The organism is Limnospira fusiformis SAG 85.79 (assembly GCF_012516315.1).
GTDB lineage: Bacteria > Cyanobacteriota > Cyanobacteriia > Cyanobacteriales > Microcoleaceae > Limnospira > Limnospira fusiformis.
In genome coordinates this window covers 849,447-868,035 of sequence record NZ_CP051185.1, presented here as the reverse complement: position 1 = coordinate 868,035, position 18,589 = coordinate 849,447, and the positions used below count along the sequence as shown (strand labels likewise).

The following is an 18,589-nucleotide window of genomic DNA, read 5'->3' as shown; positions in this document are numbered from 1 at the left end:
AATGTTAAAAATTTCGCTTTTTGGGGGTAGGGGCTTGACTTTTGGGGTGCTTGACAGTATACTTGTATCATAATGGGAATATTTGCAATTTTTAAAAATTAGATTATGTTTCCATTATTTAACTTGATACTAATATCGTAGCAAAATTTCGGCTCCCTGTCAACCCCTGCGGCGGGGCGGATTTGGATATTGACGAAAAAATCAAAAATGCGATCGGGTGCGTCAGCAATTAATTAATGATTTCCTGATGGGGAAATGGGGAAACTGACCCACCAAAGTTGTGGCTAAGAAAATCCCGCCTCAATTAATGTTAAGAAATGTTAAAAATTTCGCTTTTTGGGGGTAGGGGCTTGACTTTTGGGGTGCTTGACAGTATACTTATGTTATAATGGAAATATGTGCATTTTTTAAAAATTAGATTATATTTCCATTATCTAACTTGATACTAATATCGTAGCAAAATTTCGGCTCCCTGTCAACCCCTGCGGCGGGGCGGATTTGGATATTGACGAAAAAATCAAAAAAGGGTGCGTCAGAGCAATTAATTAATGATTTCCCGATGGGGAAATGGGGGAAACTGACGCACCAAAGTTGTGGCTAAGAAAATCCGGGTTCAATTAAGGAGGGAGGGAATTGCTCAACTAAGCGCCACCGCGCAACTTTTCGAGAACGGTGCGATCTTGGAGAGTGGAAGTATCCCCAGAAATCTCCTGGCCGGAAGCAAGCGATCGCAATAAACGTCGCATAATTTTACCGGAACGAGTCTTAGGCAAATCATCAGAAAAGCGAATTTCTCCGGGACGAGCCAAAGCGCCAATTTCATTAACAACGTGCTGCTTCAACTCTTTTTCCAAGGCTTCATCAGGTTGGCGATCGCCTTCGAGAGTAACAAAAGCCACAATTTCCTCACCCTTAACCTCATCAGGACGGCCAACCACAGCCGCCTCAGCGACAGCGGGATGAGAAACCAAAGCGGACTCAACCTCCATAGTCCCCAAGCGATGACCGGAAACATTAATCACATCATCAACGCGGCCCATCACCCAGAAATAGCCATCCTCATCTTTATGAGCGCCATCACCAGCGAAGTAGACATAATCGCCATTTTTAGGTCGTAAATACTCCCAATAAGTACGACGGAAGCGATCGGGGTCGCCATAAACAGTCCGCATCATACCCGGCCAGGGGTGACGCACCACCAAATACCCCCCAGAATTATTAGTAACAGGTTCGCCTTCGGTATCAACCACATCAGCAATAATTCCAGGGAAAGGCAAAGTAGCGGAACCCGGCTTAGTAGGAGTCGCACCGGGAAGAGGAGTAATCATAAAACCCCCGGTTTCGGTTTGCCACCAAGTATCAACAATGGGACATTTTCCGTGACCAATGACGCGGTTATACCAAATCCAGGCTTCTGGGTTAATGGGTTCTCCGACGGTTCCCAAAATCCGCAAGGAAGACAAATCACGAGCATTAGGGTGTCTTTCACCCATTTTCATCAAAGCTCGAATAGCAGTAGGAGCAGTATAGAAAATAGTGACCCCATACTTTTCTACCACATCCCACAGACAACCGGGATTAGAAGCACGGGGAGCCCCTTCATACATCAAAGTTGTGGCCCCATTGGACAAAGGCCCATAGACAATATAACTATGGCCAGTAATCCAACCCACATCAGCGGTACACCAGTAAACATCAGTATCCTGTAAATCAAAAGCCCACTGATTAGTAATGTGACTGTAAAGATTATAGCCACCAGTAGTGTGTACAACTCCCTTGGGTTTACCAGTAGTCCCGCTAGTGTAAAGGATAAACAGCATATCCTCACTATCCATTTCTTCGGCGGGACATTGCCCGGAAGCATTTTGTTGCAAGTCATGCCACCAGTGGTCCCGTCCGGGTTCCATCTGGATTTTTTGCTGAGTGCGCTGTACGACCAAAACGTTATCAACACTAGGCGCACCAGCTTGTAAAGCCTTATCTACCTGTTCTTTTAGGGGTACGATCGCATCTTTGCGCCAACCACCATCAGCAGTAATCACCAATTTAGCTTGGGCATCTTCGAGGCGGTCTTTTAAAGCCTCGGCACTAAAACCGCCAAAAATGACGGTATGGGGTGCGCCAATTCTGGCACAAGCCAACATAGCGATCGCCGCCTCTGGTATCATGGGCATATAAATCCCAACGCGATCGCCTTTTTTGACTCCCAACTGTTTAATCACGTTAGCCATTTGGCAAACTTCCCGATGTAGTTGGGAATAAGTCAGGGTGCGAGAGTCTCCCGGTTCGCCTTCCCAAATTAAAGCGGCTTTATTTTTGCGCCAGGTAGTCAAATGGCGATCGAGGCAATTATAGGAAATATTAATTTTGCCCCCCACAAACCACTTAGCAAAAGGTGGCTGCCAGTCCAGCACCTGATCCCATTTTTTAAACCAGTGCAACTCATTTTCGGCTAATTCTGCCCAAAAGGCTTCCGGGTTAGCTTTGGCTTTCTCGTAGAGTTCCCGGTACTCTTCCATGCTCTTAATCCGGGCCTGTTTGGAGAAGTCCTCGGACGGATGAAATAACCGTTTCTCGTGTAAAATTGATTCGATTGTCGGTTGTGACATGGTGTTATGGTAACTTTAATTACAAAGTGAAGCCATTATAACCATTTTAGGCCTAGATTAAACTCTAAGAATCTTTACTTTTTTTGAGCAGACTGCTAACTAGCTAACTCCTCCCCATGTCGAACCGATTAAAATCAGTTGTCAACTTCTAAGTAACTATGCCTGCTCAACTAATTATCCGTCCTGCTACTGTTGATGATGTTCCGGTCATTTGGGCTTTAATTAAGGCTTTGGCTGAATATGAAAAACTCTCCCACCAAGTCACTGGAGATCTGGAAACCTTGAAACAGCATCTATTTGGCGATCGGCCAATGGCTGAGGTCATTATCGCTGAATGGGAGCAAAAAACCGTAGGCTTTGCTCTGTTTTTTCATAACTTTTCCACGTTCTTGACTCAACCCGGCATTCATTTAGAAGACCTATTTGTTATGCCTGAATATCGAGGTTTAGGCATTGGGAAAGCCTTGATCCAACAGGTCGCTCAAGTAGCCCTAGAACGTCGGTATGGGCGCTTAGAGTGGACTGTCCTCGACTGGAATCAATCGGCGATCGCATTTTACCAACATATAGGAGCCACAATACTACCTGAATGGCGCATTTGTCGAGTAGTGGACTATCAACGCTTACTGCAACAATAACAATGAGATTTGTAAATTTATTGTTAAGTTTTGTAACAAAAAAAATTTGCCGATGGGAAGCTGTGGGGGTTGCTTTTCCGGTCGGCTTGTGGTATCATTTTAGATAATGGGAATAGTCGCAATTTTATTTAACAAGGCAAGATTTTCATTATAAAATCATATATCAAAATAGTACCATGATATTTCGGAGGTTGTCAACCCCCTATCTTTTGGTAATTAATATCATGGTTCTTGATAGAGAGGAATAGTAAAAGTCACAGTTGATCCTAAGCCTTCCCCCAAACTGTAAAACTTAACCTTACCTCCCATAGCTTGAACCAGCTTTTGAGAAATAACTAAACCGAGTCCCGTCCCCCCATATTGCTTAGTGTAACCACTATCAACCTGAGAAAAAGCGTGGAATAATCTATCTTGCTTTTCAATGGGAACACCAATACCAGTATCCACAACTCTAAACTCCACAAATCCCGGAAATTTTTGATTTTGAATCATCACATTTTTCCGAATAATTCCTATGCTAATATTAATGCCGCCTTTGTGAGTAAATTTAATCGCATTTTCCAGGAAATTTAGAATCACTTGTAAGATGCGCTGATAGTTGCCATAAACAATAATTTGACTATTGACAGCTTCTGGTTGAATAGTAAATTTCAAATTTTTTTGTTCAACTTGAGGTCGAATAAAATGTTCGATTTCTCCGATAACTTCATCAACTTTGACCAAGGCGAGTTCAATATCCATTTTACCCGCTTCAATTTTGGCAATATCTAAAACATCATTAATTAAATTCAGGAGATGAATAGCTGCTTGATGTGCTTGTTCGATAAATTCCCGTTCTTCCTCTGGGTCATCAGCCATACCATCTAAGACTAACTGAAGGAAGCCGATCATACCGTTAAGGGGAGTTCGGAGTTCGTGGGAAGTATTGGCGAGGAACTCACTTTTGAGACGAGAAAGAGCGATCGCTTCTAGTCTAGCTTCTTCTAACTCCTGATAAAGAGTAGCATGGGCGATCGCGGTTCCCACATGAGTAGCCAACTCCCGGACAAAATCTATTTCCGCCGCCGTCCACTGGCGAGTGCGATCGCATTGATGAAGGAAAATCAAAGAATTAGGCTGATCTTGATAAGCAGTAGCAACAACCATCAACGAATAGCGTTGATAGGGGTCATTTTCAGGGGAACTGCGCTCAATGATAATCGGTTCTAAAGTGGCTAAGGCTTGAGCCAACCCAATTCCGACTCACTCGATAGATTTAAACCCAACATCATGGGGACATCTTGTTGGCGGTACTCAGCCACCACTTGGGTAGACTTATCAGAGGTGCTGCGATAGGGACAGATAATACAGCGACTGACACCAAGAACCTGACCCAAGCCGTTAACAGTTTGTTGCCAAATCTCTTTTAAATCCAGAGTGCGGCGAATTTTTTGAGTAATTTGGCTGATAATAGTTTGATAAATTTGAGAAGTGGGGGGAACGCTGCGGCAAAGGGTTCCGGCAATTTGAACCAGCATTTTTTGCTGGATATCAAAATTAGATGGTAAGGCGCGGTAGGCAATCAGTTCTTGATTAGGGTTAAGATTCAGTTGAGAATTTTCCAGTAGTCGCCCCATCACCAGAACATGGGTAGCAGTGCCGTTAGATTTTAATATGGGACTGACAATCAGTTCTAGGGGAAAATAGTATTCTTCATAACAAAATGGATAACTGAAGCGCTCTGGTATTAAGCTGGTGATCATCCGGTGGATTCTTTCTTGATAGGGTCCGAGTACCAGAGGCTTAAATGTATCTGCCATATTAGTTCCCGTGATTTTGTCCACAGGAAGGGGATGGCGATCGCATTGTCGCCAAGAAAATAGTAGATACTCCCCCGATTGATTCTGAATAAAAACTAGATCGGCATCCAAACCGGGTAAAAGGTTCCCAAAGCCTGATAATGGTAGCTGAGAACTGTTATCAGATACATTTAACCCGGAAAAATCTTGCATTAGCCGGAAGTTTCTGAGTATTGCAAAATCTGGAATAATTTAATTATCCCAGATGTGGATCTATCTTTCTATCTGCTAGAAACAGAATCTTGAAAGAGCATGATTTAATCACAAATTCGGTTAATATTTTAGGGCAATACGGTATAATAAGCGAGAAGGGTTGAGGATAAACCTATTGCCAGATATGTCAAACCCAAGGAAGCCGCCCAAATCCTTGGAGTCCATGAAAGAACACTCCGCAGATGGGACGACAATGGCTCAATCGAGACCATCAGAACCCCCGCTGGGCAACGACGATACAACGTTGAGTGATATACTGCCAAATCAGGCAGTGACAAACGCAAAGTCGTTATCTATGCCAGAGTTAGTAACCGCGCCCAGCAGTCCGACCTCAACCGACAAGTGGCCGCACTGTCCAACCTCTACCCCGAAGCAGAAGTCGTCTCAGAAATCCGAGGCGGGCTCAACTTCAAGGGAAAGAAAATGCTGGCCTTACTGGGACATCATTTGTCAGGAGATGTCCGCATGGTTGTCGTTGCCCACCCAGACCGATTGGCCAGATTTGGATTTGACTTGTTTCGATGGCTCTGTGAGCAAAACAGTTGCTCACTCATGATTCTCAACCAGACAAGTCTCAGTCCAGAACCAGAAATGGTTGAGGACATCCTCGCCATCCTCCACTGCTTCAGTTCCCGATTATACGGACGGAGTAAATACAAAACTCAGGTCAAAGAAGATCCGGATTTACCCCAGCCTAGAGCTAAATCAAGTCTGGCGTAAATGGCTGGCTGCTTGTCGGTATTGCTACAACCAAGCAATTGCATTATCCCGGAGTGGTAAACGACTAAGCAAGTTAAAGTTACGCTGCGGAAGTGATGCAGAGTGACTTACCCGAATGGGTCAAAGAAACACCCTGCCACATTCGGCAAAATGCCATCTTTGATGCCTATCAGGCTTTGACCGCCAGTCCTGATGCCAGGTTTAGAAGTTGTCGTGACAGCTCTCAAGGGATTAAGTTCAATAATACTAATTTCTCTTCAGGGAGTTGGTATCCAAGACTAACGAAAGGATTAACTTTCATGGTTTCCGAACCCATCCCTAAAACTTGCGGGCAAGGGACTCAGTTGGTGTTTACCAAAGGTCGATGGTTTGCGGTGTTTCCTGAACCTGTTGCCGTTACCCCAACTGAAGCGAATGGCGTAATTGCATTAGACCCGGGTGTGCGAACTTTCATAACCGGGTTTGATGGTTCACGATTTCTGGAATTGGGCTCCGAGGATATTGGACGCATTACTAGGCTATGTCAACATTTGGATGATTTGATGAGCCGAATCGCCAAGGAACCCTGTCGTTCAAGAAGGCGACGGATGAGGCAAGCGGCTCAACGAATGAGAACCAAAATCCGCAATCTAGTTGATGAAGCCCACAAACAAATTGCTCACTACTTGACTCACAACTACAGCATAATTTTTCTGCCGACCTTCGAGACTTCCAACATGGTTGCCAAAGCCAAGCGGAAAATCAAATCCAAGACTGCCCGCGCCATGCTGACATGGGCGCATTATCGATTCAAACTAACCCTGAGACATCAAGCCGAGATAACTGGAACCACAGTTGTAGATGTGACGGAAGAATACACCAGCAAAACCTGTACTCACTGTGGTCATGTGCATTCCCAGCTAGGTGGCTCAAAAGTGTTCCGATGTCCTGAGTGTGGGTTCACTCTACCCAGGGACTGGAACGGTGCTTTTGGAATCTTTCTAAAAGCTTTGCGGGATACCGCCTCTGTTACCTTAACGGGTAATAGTGCTATCGTCGCATTGTCAGGCAATAGCCGGATAAATGTCGCGTAAATGTATCAGCTATTTATATCACGCACAAATCACGTAAAACTCCTGGGAGGGTTGGAAGCTCCGTGATAAATCACGGAGAGGAAAACCGACTCAAGCGGCTTTAGCCGCCAGCACCCCCTTGCGGGGTGGAGGGGTATGGTTGCCCCTCCATGGAGCTATGGTTGGCTCCGACTCCCTTGCGGGGTAATGTTTGCGCTTGCGCTAACGCGCACGCTGCGCTAACGCCAATGTTCAGAGTCGGTACTATCCAAATCGCACGTCCTTAACCCCTTAGAGATGTTTAACGATTCGGTTCATGAGCCTGGAACTAGCACACATTCCAGGGTAGGAACTTTAACTCTTGCTCTGAACGGAGCCAGTTAAGGCTATAGCTGGTCAGCTACCTGAAAGGGGGGCACGAAGCCCCCGTGCTTCAGCCGGGGGTGCTGACCCGCTTCGGTCAAGGCTTAAACACCACCTTGCCCATCCATTGTACCCGTTTTAGGGTACAATGTCAACTGACACATTGAACCCGGATCAGTCTGGCGATCGCACCGTGGTTTACAAGGCTTTCCGCCCCCAACTCAATGACCATCAAGGTGGCTTGATGGTCAAACACGCCGGCTATGCTAGATTTTTGATGAGGCTCTCCCCACCTGCCTGCGGACCTGCCGGCGGTGAGGTAGACCGAGTGCGTCGCTGTTTTTGTTCAATCATTCCACTCGCCCCGGGGTGGCACGGGAGGGTTACGTTGTAGACTCAAAGCCAAATCATCTTCTGGGCGTTCTCCCCGCAACCATTGTCGGAGAGCGGTTTCAATGACTTTACTGGGATCATTAGTCAAGTGCTTGACCTGATCCAATAATTCCGAATCAATATGGATAGAAACCTCTACTTTGCTTGGTACACTAGAGGTCGAAGAAGTATTTAGATTCATGGCGCAAACATCCTAATTCAGAAAACCCAATACCTCCGGGGTTGATCCCGGAGGCTCAACTCAAGACTGAGTATGATTTAGGGACTTTATTCTATTGTACGATCTCAATCTCACCTGTTGCCCATCCGGTTAAGGTCGGGGAAAATTGGAAGCGGGAGTAAAACCAGTTTGAGGTTTCCCTACAGAGGCACGACTCATAAAGTCCCGCCATACCGGAGCAGCGACAGTTCCTCCTGTGACTCCCCTAGCCAGTCGAGTGAAGTCATCATTACCAACCCAAACCGCTGTCGATAAATGGGGAGTATAACCCACAAACCAGACATCGCGTTCGGAGGATGTAGTCCCAGTTTTCCCGGCTGCTGGTCGTCCTAGTCGGGCGCTGGTGGCAGTACCACTGGTAATTACCCCTTGCAACACATCATTTAGGGAGGCAACAGCCCACTGATTCAGAACTAAGCGAGGTGATGGGGTATTGTCAAGCAAGACATTTCCCTGGCTATCAGTGACTTGTACAATAAAAGTGGGGTCAGAATGCCAACCGTCATTAGCAAAAGTAGCAAAAGATGCAGCCATTTCCATAGGGGTGAGATCCACAGATCCTAGTGGTAAGGAAATGACGGGCTCCATAGGGCTAGTAATTCCCAGGAGGCGACAAACCTCGATTACCTGATTGAGTCCTACAGATTGACCCAGCTTGACGGCCGGAATATTCAGGGAGGTCTCTAAAGCTGATCTAATGGTAACAGCGCCGGAGAAGCCACCGCCATAGTTGCGGGGTGAATAATACCCAGACCCGTCGCGATAGCTAACAGGGGTATCTTGAACAATGGTACTAGGAGCGTATCTACCGGTAGCGAAGGCGGCATAGTAAACAAATGGCTTAAAGGCGGATCCAGGTTGCCGTTGAGCCTGAATAGCTCGGTTGAACTGGCTTTTATTATAATCAGACCCTCCCACCATGGCTTTGACAAAATGGGTAGTGGGGTCTACGGCGGCTAATGCGATTTGACCGTTATTGCGATCGCGATATACTCCTCGATAATAAAGGCGATCGTGCCATTCCCTCACCGTTCTTTCTGCCATGCGCTGGAAGTTCAAATCAATGGTCGTTTGAACCCGCATTCCCCCTTTCAGGACGGCATCACGACCAAACTCCCTAGTTAACTCCTGAACCACCGCTTCCGTCACGTATGGCAATTCACTGGTTCTAAATGAGGTGATCCTACCCACTAATAGGGGTTCTTTTCTAGCTTCCGCCGCCTCTTCTGGAGTAATCCAATTTAGATCTACCATGCGGTTAAGCACTTGAGCCTGTCGTTGTTTAGCTAGTGGATAATTAACAAAGGGGCTATAGTCTTCTGGGGCGGAAATTAAACCCGCAATCATCGCCGCTTCAGATAATCTCAGCTCCGATGCTGGTTTGTTAAAATAGCTTTGGGCGGCGGTTTCAATCCCATAAAGGTTATGACCCCAGTAAACCTGATTTAGGTATAATTCTAGAATTTCGTCTTTGTCTAAAATTTGTTCGAGGCGAATTGCCATGACCGCCTCAGCCGCTTTTCTGCTAATGGTTCTGCTGGGGGATAAAAACAGGTTTTTCACCAACTGCATGGTTATGGTCGAACCACCCTCTACGGTTTTCCCCCTTTCCAGGTTAGCAAGCATAGCTCGTACTATCCCGGTGGGATATATACCCCGATGATCATAAAAATGGCTATCTTCAATAGCTAATACCGCCCGTTTTGCATGGGGGGATATTTCATCAAGAGAAACTACTTCTCGGTTGGCTTCGTCGTGAAGGCTGGCTAAGTGTCTACCCTGAATATCGTAGATGTGGGTGGTTTCGGTGGGAATATAGTTTTGTAATACCCTTACGTCTGGTAAGTTACGGAAACTAACGGCTAGACCCACCAGCCCTCCTGCCACCACGGAACTGGCTAACATGGTTGTACCCAATATGGTTCCGGCGGTAACTTTGCTTACTGACTGGATGAAGTCAAATAAGCCTGACGGTGGCGACTCAAGCCTTTGTCTACCTCGGACTGTTACGTTTGTTAATGACACGCTGATTCCACTCCTTCCAGAAAACAAAGCTACAGGGTTTTCAACTTGATAATTAGCTTAGACCAGTTTTTCTCCTGTTAGCTAGTAGGGGTCGAGAATGGAGTCGCCTCCATCCCCTCCCATTCAAAACCGGACGTGAGACTTTCACCTCATCCGGCTCCTAGTCTGACTGTTCCATTGTTAAGGATACAGCATTGGCGTTGTCTAACGCCGTTTTATCATCGTGACAGTGGCGGTGTAATAGTTGAAGATTCTTATATTCATCCTTTCCACCTTGGCTTCGAGGTATAATGTGGTCTACTTCAACTAAATCCGATGGTGCGAAATACTGTCCACACCAGGTACACCTACCCTTTTGCTTTTTGAGTAGTTTTGCTACCCTGTTTGACGTTTCGATTGCTTGTCCTTTCCTGGTTGCCCAGTAAGTCCAATTTCCGTCGTATGGTGTTGCGTCTGGGCGTATTAGGGTGTGTCTGACAATCGGAGTCCAATTATGTTTCCATAATTGGTATCCATCCTTAGTCTTGAATAACCAATTTTCATGTCTTTCTTTCCCATTGCTAAGTTTAACCGTTCCTTTGTGGAAGTAGTTTCCTAGCTTTTCGTAATTTGCCTTTCCGCATCTTGATACTGTCCATGCCCGTAACATTGACCAAGTTATATGGTCTAGTTTATTGAAGGTCTCTGATGAGACGACCCCTGAATAGTAGTTTGACCATCCCCTTATGATTGGGTTTAGTTTACTAATCAGGACTGATTGAGGTGCTTTTTTATGTTGTTTTATTACACCTTTTATCGCTTCTGTATGGGCTTTAACTGCTTTTTTACTGGGTTTGATGTGGGTTTTGAGACCCAACATTTTATGTGGGGTTTTGTTAAATAGGAAGCCTCCTTTTCTTCTTCCCCCACTTTTTCCAGATTTATATTTTCCTACTGGATATTGCCTGATATTGAATCCTAGAAAATCAAATCCTGGTACTTCTGTTTTGCCGTTATACTCAATAGGATTGAGTGTATGGCAAATTCGAGTCTTTTCGGGTTTAATTTCTAGTCCTACAGGTTTTAGCCATTCGGAAATGGCAATTTTGCACTGTTCAATGATTCTTAGGTCTTTGGATATGACCACAAAATCATCGGCGTATCTTATGAGGTTTACCTGAAAGGTTGTTCCTTTATTTGGATACATTGTTTTTATGAGCCTAACCATTCCATCCAGTGCGATGTTGGCTAGGAGTGGACTTATTACCCCTCCTTGGGGTGTCCCTGCTTCTGTATCCTCGAATACACCGTTATCTAGCACGCCTGCTTTGAGCCATGATTTCAGGTCTCTTTTTAGACTGCTTGGACAATGAATTTTGGACAGAAGGTAATCATGGTTTATTCGGTCAAAACATTTAGCTATATCTGCATCCAGAACGTAATAACCTCCTTTGTTGATACTCTGAAAGATTCTGGATATTGCATCATGGGCAGACCTGCCTGGTCTAAACCCATAGCTGGTGTCTTCAAATCTCGATTCCCATTCAGGTTCGAGAGCCGACTTAACCAAGGCTTGCCTCGCTCTATCTTGGATTGTGGGTATTCCTAGAGGGCGTTTTTCATCCCTACCAGGTTTTGGAATCCACACCCTTCGCAGTGGTTTTACTTTGAGATTTCCTTTAATGTTCTCAACAAGTTTAAACCTTTGCCTTGGTGAGATTGCTCTCATTCCATCGACTCCAGCCGTTTTCCTGCCTTGATTATCTTGGGTCACTCGCCGTACTGCTAGTAGACGGGCATAATATGATTTGCACAATAGACGTTGCAACCTTCTCGCTTTTGCGTCCTGTCCCGATTTAGCTGCTTGAAATATCCTCTTTTGGAGCTTGAAAACTTTTCTCTGAACTTTCGCCCAGGGAATTTGTTTCCATACATTCGTAGTCTTGATTGGCTTTGATTTCTCAAACCCTTTCTTTAAACTCGCTTTCGTCATAGTAACTCCTACTAGACTCTATTCTTTACAATCAAACCGTGACCCGTTAGCATATCCCTACCATTACAGTTGGGCATTGGCTTCTGGTCACATCTCACCCCCTAATAGGCTTGCGCTTACACTTTCACTACTGACTATCTCGACCAGATAATCAGAGCCTAAAAGGGTTTACAACGTTCCGTTTATATGGGCATTCCATCTTTAGACTTGTCCTATCCACCGGGGTACTTTTAAAGGTCTGTGTAGGTATTGATATAATTACCCTACTTTTCCCCTTATTCTTTTGAACGCAGCGTGTCAACCTGTTTCGCTACTTATTCTTTACGGTGGTTCAAGTCGGAACATTCAGATTTCCTTAGTCATGGATGGTTGGCAGTGGTCGCTTTTGGTAGTAGGTTCTACTTCACGCCTTCCGTTCCCCGCTTCAATCCTGGGGTTGTGATTCCCAAAACTGGGGGTGGCTATCGCCGTTACTCTCAACGCAATTGTTAAGGAATCATTAAGATTTCCAATTTAGCGTTTTGACCTTGAGTTCCCTGCCTTGTTTTGTATATTTCTATACCAAACGTTGGGACATATAAACAGTTATGGGATGGTCAGGGTACGAGTCCCTTATATTTCACCAAGGGGTGAAAGTCCCACTAGGAGGTTATTTCAGGCATTGCAGCCTTATTTGACTCCTAAACGTCTCGCACCAAATCATAGAATATAGCATTGAGGATCTCATGTTAGCCCAATTGCTCAAAATTGACATTCAGCTAACCAGTAGGCGCGAGGCTTCTTGGTTTTTTTGCCAGTTGGGCGATCGCCAAAATTATAGACTGTTTCCAGTTTTTCTGATGAAACCGGAAACTTCTGGAGTTTTTGTTGAACTTTGGTTATCCTGGTGTGAGCGGCGCGATATTATGTTATGGGGTCAAAACGCAAAATTACTAATTGGTTAGAACGTAACTGGGTAACTCCGGCTTATGCTGGTTGGCTGTTAGGGTTTCTGACGGTTTTTTTCTTTGGGGCTGCTACTAATACTATGGCAGGGTGGCTGTATGTGATTAGTGGTATGGGGTTGGCTTTGTTATTGGCCGCGGCAATTCTGCCAGGGCGGAGTCTTCGTCCCCTTCAGGTTCGCCGCTACCCTATTACTCCGGTCAGTGTGGGCTCGCGCCTCACTTTTGAACTGGAAATCGAAAACCAGTCGAAAAAATCTTGTCCCCTATTTCAAATTTACGATCGCCTCCCCACAGAGTTGGGAGATGCTTCGGAGTCTATTGATGTCATTGGACCCGGACAAGTTTATCACTGGAAATATTCCCGTATTACTAAACGCCGGGGGATTTACCATTGGTCTGGGGTGAGACTGCGATCGGCTTCTCCCCTGGGGTTATTTTGGTGTAGTCGCGATCGCCAAGTTCCTGCTACAGCTATTGTTTATCCCACCGTATTGCCTTTAACTGCTTGTCCTATTGTTGATAGCATTGAAGTAGACCAAGGTCCAGAGATTTACTCTTGCTTTCGCCTTGATCAAGCCACAGAAGGCATTACTCGCACTTTACGCCCTTATCGTATCGGCGACCCTACTAGACTGATTCATTGGCGTTCTAGTGCTCGCTATGGGGATCTACGAGTCCGAGAATTGGAGGTCGCTATTGGGGGTCAGGAAGTAGTTATTTGTCTTGATAGTGCATTTTCTTGGGACCATACCGATTTTGAAACCGCCGTTTCTGTGGCTGCTTCTCTTTATTTCTACGCTCGTCGCGCTCAACTTAATGTACGGCTATGGACTGCCTCCGACGGACTGGTGGAAGGCAATTGGGGCGTTCTCTCCGTTTTGGCTGGGGTTATTGCGGGTCAATCTAATAGCACCATTGACCGCCCTGATGTTCCACTGATTTGGATTACTCAAAATTCTGACAGTATCATGAGCCTTTCCCCTCAGAGTCGTTGGCTACTTTGGCCACTGCCTGCCCCACAAAATCATGGCGCGCGCTCCGGGTTGGGGATGCAATATGGCTCCGATGCGATCGCTCCCTGTCCCGGTGTAAGGATTAATCCCGCTGAACCTCTGGTTCCACAATTGCAGGCCCAAAATAATTGACTTTGACAAGCCGCCCGGCGGGTTTAGTAAGTTAGCCGATGGGAATCATCCCTGAATGCAGAACCATCCCCTAAATGGGCATTAAAGCGCGGTATTCTCAAAACTAATTGCACCAAGATACTGGGGTTTACCTGCCACCGGGTAGGAGATAAGCCGAGGGGGCAGACCTTCACAAACCAAAGTTAGCCCGACTAGATTTGTTTTAGTGACCGTTGATGGTATATGATCAGGATATTGTAAAGTTTTATGTAGGCTCGCTCATAAATTTGTCCCGTTCAAGACAAATCGAGAAGCCTAGATATTTGAGAGAGGAGAAAACACAATGGCTTTTGAACTTCCCAGTTTACCTTTTGATCAGGATGCACTAGAGTCTAGCAAAATGTCCGCTAATACTCTATCCTACCATCATGGTAAGCACCATGCAGCTTATGTCAAAAACCTTAATGCTGCTATTGAAGGTACAGACATGGCTAATATGTCCCTGGAAGAGATCATCAAAGCCACTTACAATGATCCTTCTAAGTCTGGTATATTTAATAACGCTGCCCAAGTCTGGAATCACAGTTTCTTCTGGAAGTGCCTCAAGCCCAATGGTGGTGGTCAACCTACAGGAGCTTTGGCTGACAAGATTCAAGCAGATTTCGGTAGCTTTGACGCATTCATTCAAGAATTTAAGAACGCAGCGGCTACCCAGTTCGGTAGTGGTTGGGCTTGGCTAGTCCTGGATAATGGCACACTGAAAGTTACCAAGACTGCTAATGCTGTTAACCCCATGGTTGAGGGTAAAACTCCCCTGCTAACTCTCGATGTTTGGGAACACGCCTACTATCTGGACTTCCAAAATGCGCGGCCAGGTTTCATCGATAACTTTATCGAAAATCTGGTTAACTGGGACTTTGTAGCTGAAAATCTCGCGTCTGCCAGCTAATATCTTTGATATTCCTTTCAGCCAACCTAGCTAACCTGCTCTAGCTTAATCTGTACCCCCCCTCAAAGGCAATATTGGGGGGCGGTCAGTTGAGAGGGGCGGGTAATTTTTGATTATTTATAGCACAAGACAGAACACTTAGGACGTATAATGGAGAGGACGAGATGACTAAGAAGACCAAAAATGCCAGCCCCCTATAGTTACGACCTCAGACAAAAAGTTATTGATGCCATTGAACTAGACGGTATGCCCAAAACAGAAGCCAGTCAAGTTTTCCATGTCAGCCGGAACACCATTAATCTCTGGCTGCAAAGAAAAGCACAGACCGGAGACTTCCTCCCTAAACCTCATCACCGACCTGGCAATAACCACAAAATTACCGACTGGCAAAAATTCAAGGCTTTTGCCCAAGAGCATGGCGACAAAACAGCAGCTCAAATGGCTGAACTTTGGGATGACGACATCTCTCCTCGCACCATATCCAGAGCCTTGAAGAAAATTGGCTTCACCAGAAAAAAAAACTTACGGCTACCAAGAACGTGATGAGCAACAGCGAGAGGAGTTTATGGCTCAGATTGAACAGATGGAGCCGGAAGAAGTGGTCTACCTCGATGAAGCCGGCATGAATAGTCAGGACTCGGATTACCCTTATGGTTACTGCGAGGAAGGAAAACGCTTCCATGCACTCAAATCAGGGAAGAGGCAGGGCAGGGTAAGTATGATAGCCGCATGGTGTCATCAACAACTCTTAGCTCCCTTTAGCTTTGAGGGTTGTTGTCATCGGACAGTGTTTGAGTTGTGGTTGGAGTTCATCTTAATTCCAACATTGAAGCCAGGTCAGACTCTAGTATTGGACAATGCAACGTTTCATAAAGGGGGACGGATTGCTGAACTGGTGGAGGCAGCTCAATGCCGTTTACTCTATCTTCCGCCTTATTCGCCAGACCTCAACAAGATAGAGAAATGTTGGTCGTGGCTGAAAGCCCGTATTCGCCACTGCACGTGAGCAGTTTGATTCTCTCCATGATGCCATGGATTCCGTTCTCAAAGCTGCGTCCTAACCACCTTGACTAATGCTATATCAGTGACTCAGGCGCACTGACAGCAAAAAAAGCCAGTAATCGGACTTGAACCTAATACATAGCCTATAACCCCTATTCTACCGCTGCTTAGGTGTTACTCAAAACCGTAGTAGAGTAACAAGTGAGTAAAAAATGAGTAACGCCGCTAAACTCCCTACAGTGGGGGGAAAGGGTAACTATGATGAGAGTTGCGCTAGATTCCTGAAAGCCTATCAAGACTTTAAGGGGGAATGTCCCAAAGGAGTGACTCTCAAACTACAAAAGTCCGGGACTAGGTACAACCTACTATTGCGTGCGAGACGTTTAGGAGACAAAATAAGGCTGCGATGCCTGAAATAACCTTCTCGTGGGACTTATACCCCTTGGTAGAATATAAGGGACTTAATGTGATAGCTAAGTAACCCTGACCATCCCATAACTATCTATGTGTCCCAACCTCTGGCTTCGACAACCAGACAACGCAGGAAGACTCAAGGTCAAGACAGAATGCTGGAAAGATGGACGTTATGTTATGGTCGAAAGGGAAGTTGCCTTCCCCAACTCCAATTCCAAACCGTGCTTGCGAGTTTCCCAGCACACGGCTCCTGATGTGGATACCCTATTGTCAGTAGGAACAGGGCTACAACCCCCCGCTTGATGACTTCAACTTTCAAAGCTATATGTCTGCGTTAGTCTTTCAACTCGCTTTCGCCATTAAACCCTTACTTATTGCAGTCTCTATATCCACACCGTGACTAGTGGGCATATCCTAACCATTACAGTTAGGCATTAGCTTTCAGTCACATCCTTTCCCCTTAAAGGTATACGCTTACACTTTTCACTACTCCACAGGTACATCCTGCCGAGAGCCTAAAAGGGGTTTAAACGTTCCGTTTATACGGGCATTCCATCTTTAGACTTGTCCTATCCACCGGGATAATTTTAAAGGTCTGTGTAGGTAGTGAGTTGAAACTCCTACTTTTCCCCTTACTCTTTTGAGGGCAGCGTGTCAACCTATTTCGCTACTTACTGATGACGATGGTTCAAGTCGGAACATTCAGATTTCCTTAGTCATGGATGGTTGGCAGTGGTCGCATCTGGTAGTGGGTTCTACTTCACGCCTTCCGTTCCCCGCTTCAATCCTGGGGTTGTGATTCCCAAAACTGGGGGTGGCTACCGCCGTTACTCTCTACTCCCTGATTTCTCAGTTTGTCTATGACCTTGAGTTCCCTGCCTTGCTTAGATTTCTCCAAGCGTCGGGACATATAAACAGTTATGGGATGGTCAGGGTGGCGAATCCCTTATATTCCACCAAGGGGTGGAAGTCCCACTGGGATGTTATTTCAGGCATTGCAGCCCTATTTCACTCCTCAACGTCTCGCACGAACCCATTTAGTATAGCAGGAAGTTGAGAGTAACGGCGGTAGCCACCCCCAGTTTCAGGAATCACAACCCGTCAGATTGAAGCGGGGAACGGAAGGCTCCGAGATACAACCTATAGCACTAGTCAATACGGTTAGGACGCAGCCTTGAGAACAGAATCCATGGCATCATGGAGAGAATCAAACTGCTCAATACAATGGCGAATGCGGGCTTTCAACCACGACCAACATTTCTCTATCTTGTTGAGGTCTGGCGAATAAGGCGGAAGATAGAGTAAACGGCATTGAGCTGCCTCCACCAGTTCAGCAATCCGCCCCCCTTTATGAAACGTTGCATTGTCTAGCACTAGAGTCTGACCTGGCTTCAGTGTTGGAATTAAGATGAACTCCAACCACAACTCAAACACTGTCCGATTACAACAACCCTCAAAGGTAAAGGGGGCTAAGAGTTGTTGATGACACCATGCGGCTATATAGCTCACCCTGCCCTGCCTCTTCCCTGATTTGAGGGCATGGAAGCGTTTTCCTTCCTCGCAGTAACCATAAGGGTAATCCGAGTCCTGACTATTCATGCCGGCTTCATCGAGGTAGACCACTTCTTGTGGCTCCATCTGTTCAATCTGAGCAATAAACTCCTCTCGCTGTTGCTCATCACGTTCTTGGTAGCCGTAAGTTTTTTTTCTGGTGAAGCCAATTTTCTTCAAGGCTCTGGATATGGTGCGAGGAGAGATGTCGTCATCCCAAAGTTCAGCCATTTGAGCTGCTGTTTTGTCGCCATGCTCTTGGGCAAAAGCCTTGAATTTATGCCAGTCGGTAATTTTGTGGTTATTGCCAGGTGGGTGATTAGGTTTAGGGAGGAAGTCTCCGGTCTGTGCTTTTCTTTGCAGCCAGAGATTAATGGTGTTCCGGCTGACATGGAAAACTTGACTGGCTTCTGTTTTGGGCATACCGTCTAGTTCAATTGCATCAATAACTTTTTGTCTGAGGTCGTAACTATAGGGGGCTGGCATTTTGGGTCTTCTTAGTCATCTCGTCCTCTCCATTATACGTCCTAACTTTCCTGTCTGGTGCTATATTTGATTG

The 18,589-nt window shown here is 45.8% G+C and carries 16 protein-coding genes and 2 pseudogenes; 11 read left to right on the top strand and 7 right to left on the bottom strand.

Going from position 1 to position 18,589, the window contains the following annotated elements; all coding sequences use genetic code 11:
* Nucleotides 1–641: 641 nt before the first annotated feature.
* Nucleotides 642–2,609 carry an acetate--CoA ligase gene (acs, locus tag HFV01_RS04305; protein WP_006669802.1) on the bottom strand — a complete coding sequence of 656 codons (1,968 nt, stop codon included), beginning with the start codon at nt 2,607–2,609 and terminating at the stop codon, nt 642–644.
* A gap of 158 nt (nt 2,610–2,767) precedes the next feature.
* Between acs and HFV01_RS04300 the strand changes: the two genes are divergently transcribed.
* Entirely contained in the window at nt 2,768–3,247 is a 480-nt protein-coding gene (locus tag HFV01_RS04300; RefSeq protein WP_006623871.1) for a GNAT family N-acetyltransferase, read from the top strand.
* Between the two features lie 222 nt (nt 3,248–3,469).
* Here HFV01_RS04300 and HFV01_RS30170 read toward each other — a convergent pair whose 3' ends face one another.
* Both HFV01_RS30170 and HFV01_RS30165 read right to left on the bottom strand, forming a co-directional pair.
* Nucleotides 3,470–4,477, bottom strand: a complete 1,008-nt coding sequence (locus HFV01_RS30170) for a GAF domain-containing sensor histidine kinase (protein WP_006623870.1) — start codon at nt 4,475–4,477, stop codon at nt 3,470–3,472.
* The gene (locus HFV01_RS30165; protein WP_006623869.1) at nt 4,462–5,238 is read right to left on the bottom strand and encodes a hypothetical protein; all 777 of its coding nucleotides are present in this window, start codon (nt 5,236–5,238) and stop codon (nt 4,462–4,464) included. The genes HFV01_RS30170 and HFV01_RS30165 overlap by 16 nt, the downstream gene beginning before the upstream one ends.
* Before the next feature lie 174 nt (nt 5,239–5,412).
* On the opposite strand from HFV01_RS30165, the pseudogene HFV01_RS04290 reads away from it, so the two are divergent.
* From HFV01_RS04290 to HFV01_RS04285, 3 genes and pseudogenes are all read left to right on the top strand, one after another.
* Nucleotides 5,413–6,018, top strand: a pseudogene (locus tag HFV01_RS04290) (IS607 family transposase).
* A complete protein-coding gene (locus HFV01_RS30160) occupies nt 5,975–6,124 on the top strand; it encodes a helix-turn-helix domain-containing protein (protein WP_228116618.1) in 150 nt (49 codons plus the stop codon). Before HFV01_RS04290 ends, HFV01_RS30160 begins: the two are co-directional and overlap by 44 nt.
* Nucleotides 6,114–7,091, top strand: coding sequence for an RNA-guided endonuclease InsQ/TnpB family protein (locus HFV01_RS04285; RefSeq protein ID WP_006669805.1), 978 nt, complete (start codon nt 6,114–6,116; stop codon nt 7,089–7,091). Before HFV01_RS30160 ends, HFV01_RS04285 begins: the two co-directional genes overlap by 11 nt.
* Nucleotides 7,092–7,779: 688 nt before the next feature.
* Here HFV01_RS04285 and HFV01_RS04280 read toward each other — a convergent pair.
* From HFV01_RS04280 to ltrA, 3 genes are all read right to left on the bottom strand, one after another.
* Nucleotides 7,780–8,007 carry a type II toxin-antitoxin system CcdA family antitoxin gene (locus tag HFV01_RS04280; RefSeq protein WP_006617421.1) on the bottom strand — a complete coding sequence of 76 codons (228 nt, stop codon included), beginning with the start codon at nt 8,005–8,007 and terminating at the stop codon, nt 7,780–7,782.
* 129 nt (nt 8,008–8,136) lie between these two features.
* Nucleotides 8,137–10,071, bottom strand: coding sequence for a transglycosylase domain-containing protein (locus tag HFV01_RS04275; RefSeq protein ID WP_006669807.1), 1,935 nt, complete (start codon nt 10,069–10,071; stop codon nt 8,137–8,139).
* A gap of 160 nt (nt 10,072–10,231) precedes the next feature.
* Nucleotides 10,232–12,043: a group II intron reverse transcriptase/maturase gene (ltrA, locus tag HFV01_RS04270; RefSeq protein WP_193520857.1), complete on the bottom strand. Its 1,812-nt coding sequence runs from the start codon at nt 12,041–12,043 to the stop codon at nt 10,232–10,234.
* Nucleotides 12,044–12,337: 294 nt separating this feature from the next.
* Between ltrA and HFV01_RS04265 the strand changes: the two genes are divergently transcribed.
* From HFV01_RS04265 to HFV01_RS04235, 7 genes and pseudogenes are all read left to right on the top strand, one after another.
* Complete coding sequence (locus HFV01_RS04265; protein ID WP_193521354.1) at nt 12,338–12,535, top strand: hypothetical protein; 198 nt, start codon at nt 12,338–12,340, stop codon at nt 12,533–12,535.
* Between the two features lie 233 nt (nt 12,536–12,768).
* Entirely contained in the window at nt 12,769–12,987 is a 219-nt protein-coding gene (locus HFV01_RS04260) for a hypothetical protein (RefSeq protein WP_006623865.1), read from the top strand.
* The gene (locus HFV01_RS04255) at nt 12,954–14,135 is read left to right on the top strand and encodes a DUF58 domain-containing protein (protein ID WP_006623864.1); all 1,182 of its coding nucleotides are present in this window, start codon (nt 12,954–12,956) and stop codon (nt 14,133–14,135) included. The genes HFV01_RS04260 and HFV01_RS04255 overlap by 34 nt, the downstream gene beginning before the upstream one ends.
* Nucleotides 14,136–14,457: 322 nt before the next feature.
* Nucleotides 14,458–15,063, top strand: a complete 606-nt coding sequence (locus tag HFV01_RS04250) for a superoxide dismutase (RefSeq protein ID WP_006615995.1) — start codon at nt 14,458–14,460, stop codon at nt 15,061–15,063.
* A gap of 183 nt (nt 15,064–15,246) precedes the next feature.
* Nucleotides 15,247–16,124 (top strand): annotated as a pseudogene (locus HFV01_RS04245) (IS630-like element ISAtsp1 family transposase).
* Between the two features lie 153 nt (nt 16,125–16,277).
* Complete coding sequence (locus HFV01_RS04240) at nt 16,278–16,484, top strand: hypothetical protein (RefSeq protein WP_006669809.1); 207 nt, start codon at nt 16,278–16,280, stop codon at nt 16,482–16,484.
* 721 nt (nt 16,485–17,205) lie between these two features.
* A complete protein-coding gene (locus HFV01_RS04235; protein WP_008048975.1) occupies nt 17,206–17,343 on the top strand; it encodes a hypothetical protein in 138 nt (45 codons plus the stop codon).
* Nucleotides 17,344–17,640: 297 nt separating this feature from the next.
* On the opposite strand, the gene HFV01_RS04230 is transcribed toward HFV01_RS04235, so the two are convergent.
* Nucleotides 17,641–18,516 carry an IS630 family transposase gene (locus HFV01_RS04230; protein ID WP_006669810.1) on the bottom strand — a complete coding sequence of 292 codons (876 nt, stop codon included), beginning with the start codon at nt 18,514–18,516 and terminating at the stop codon, nt 17,641–17,643.
* Nucleotides 18,517–18,589 lie beyond the last annotated feature (73 nt).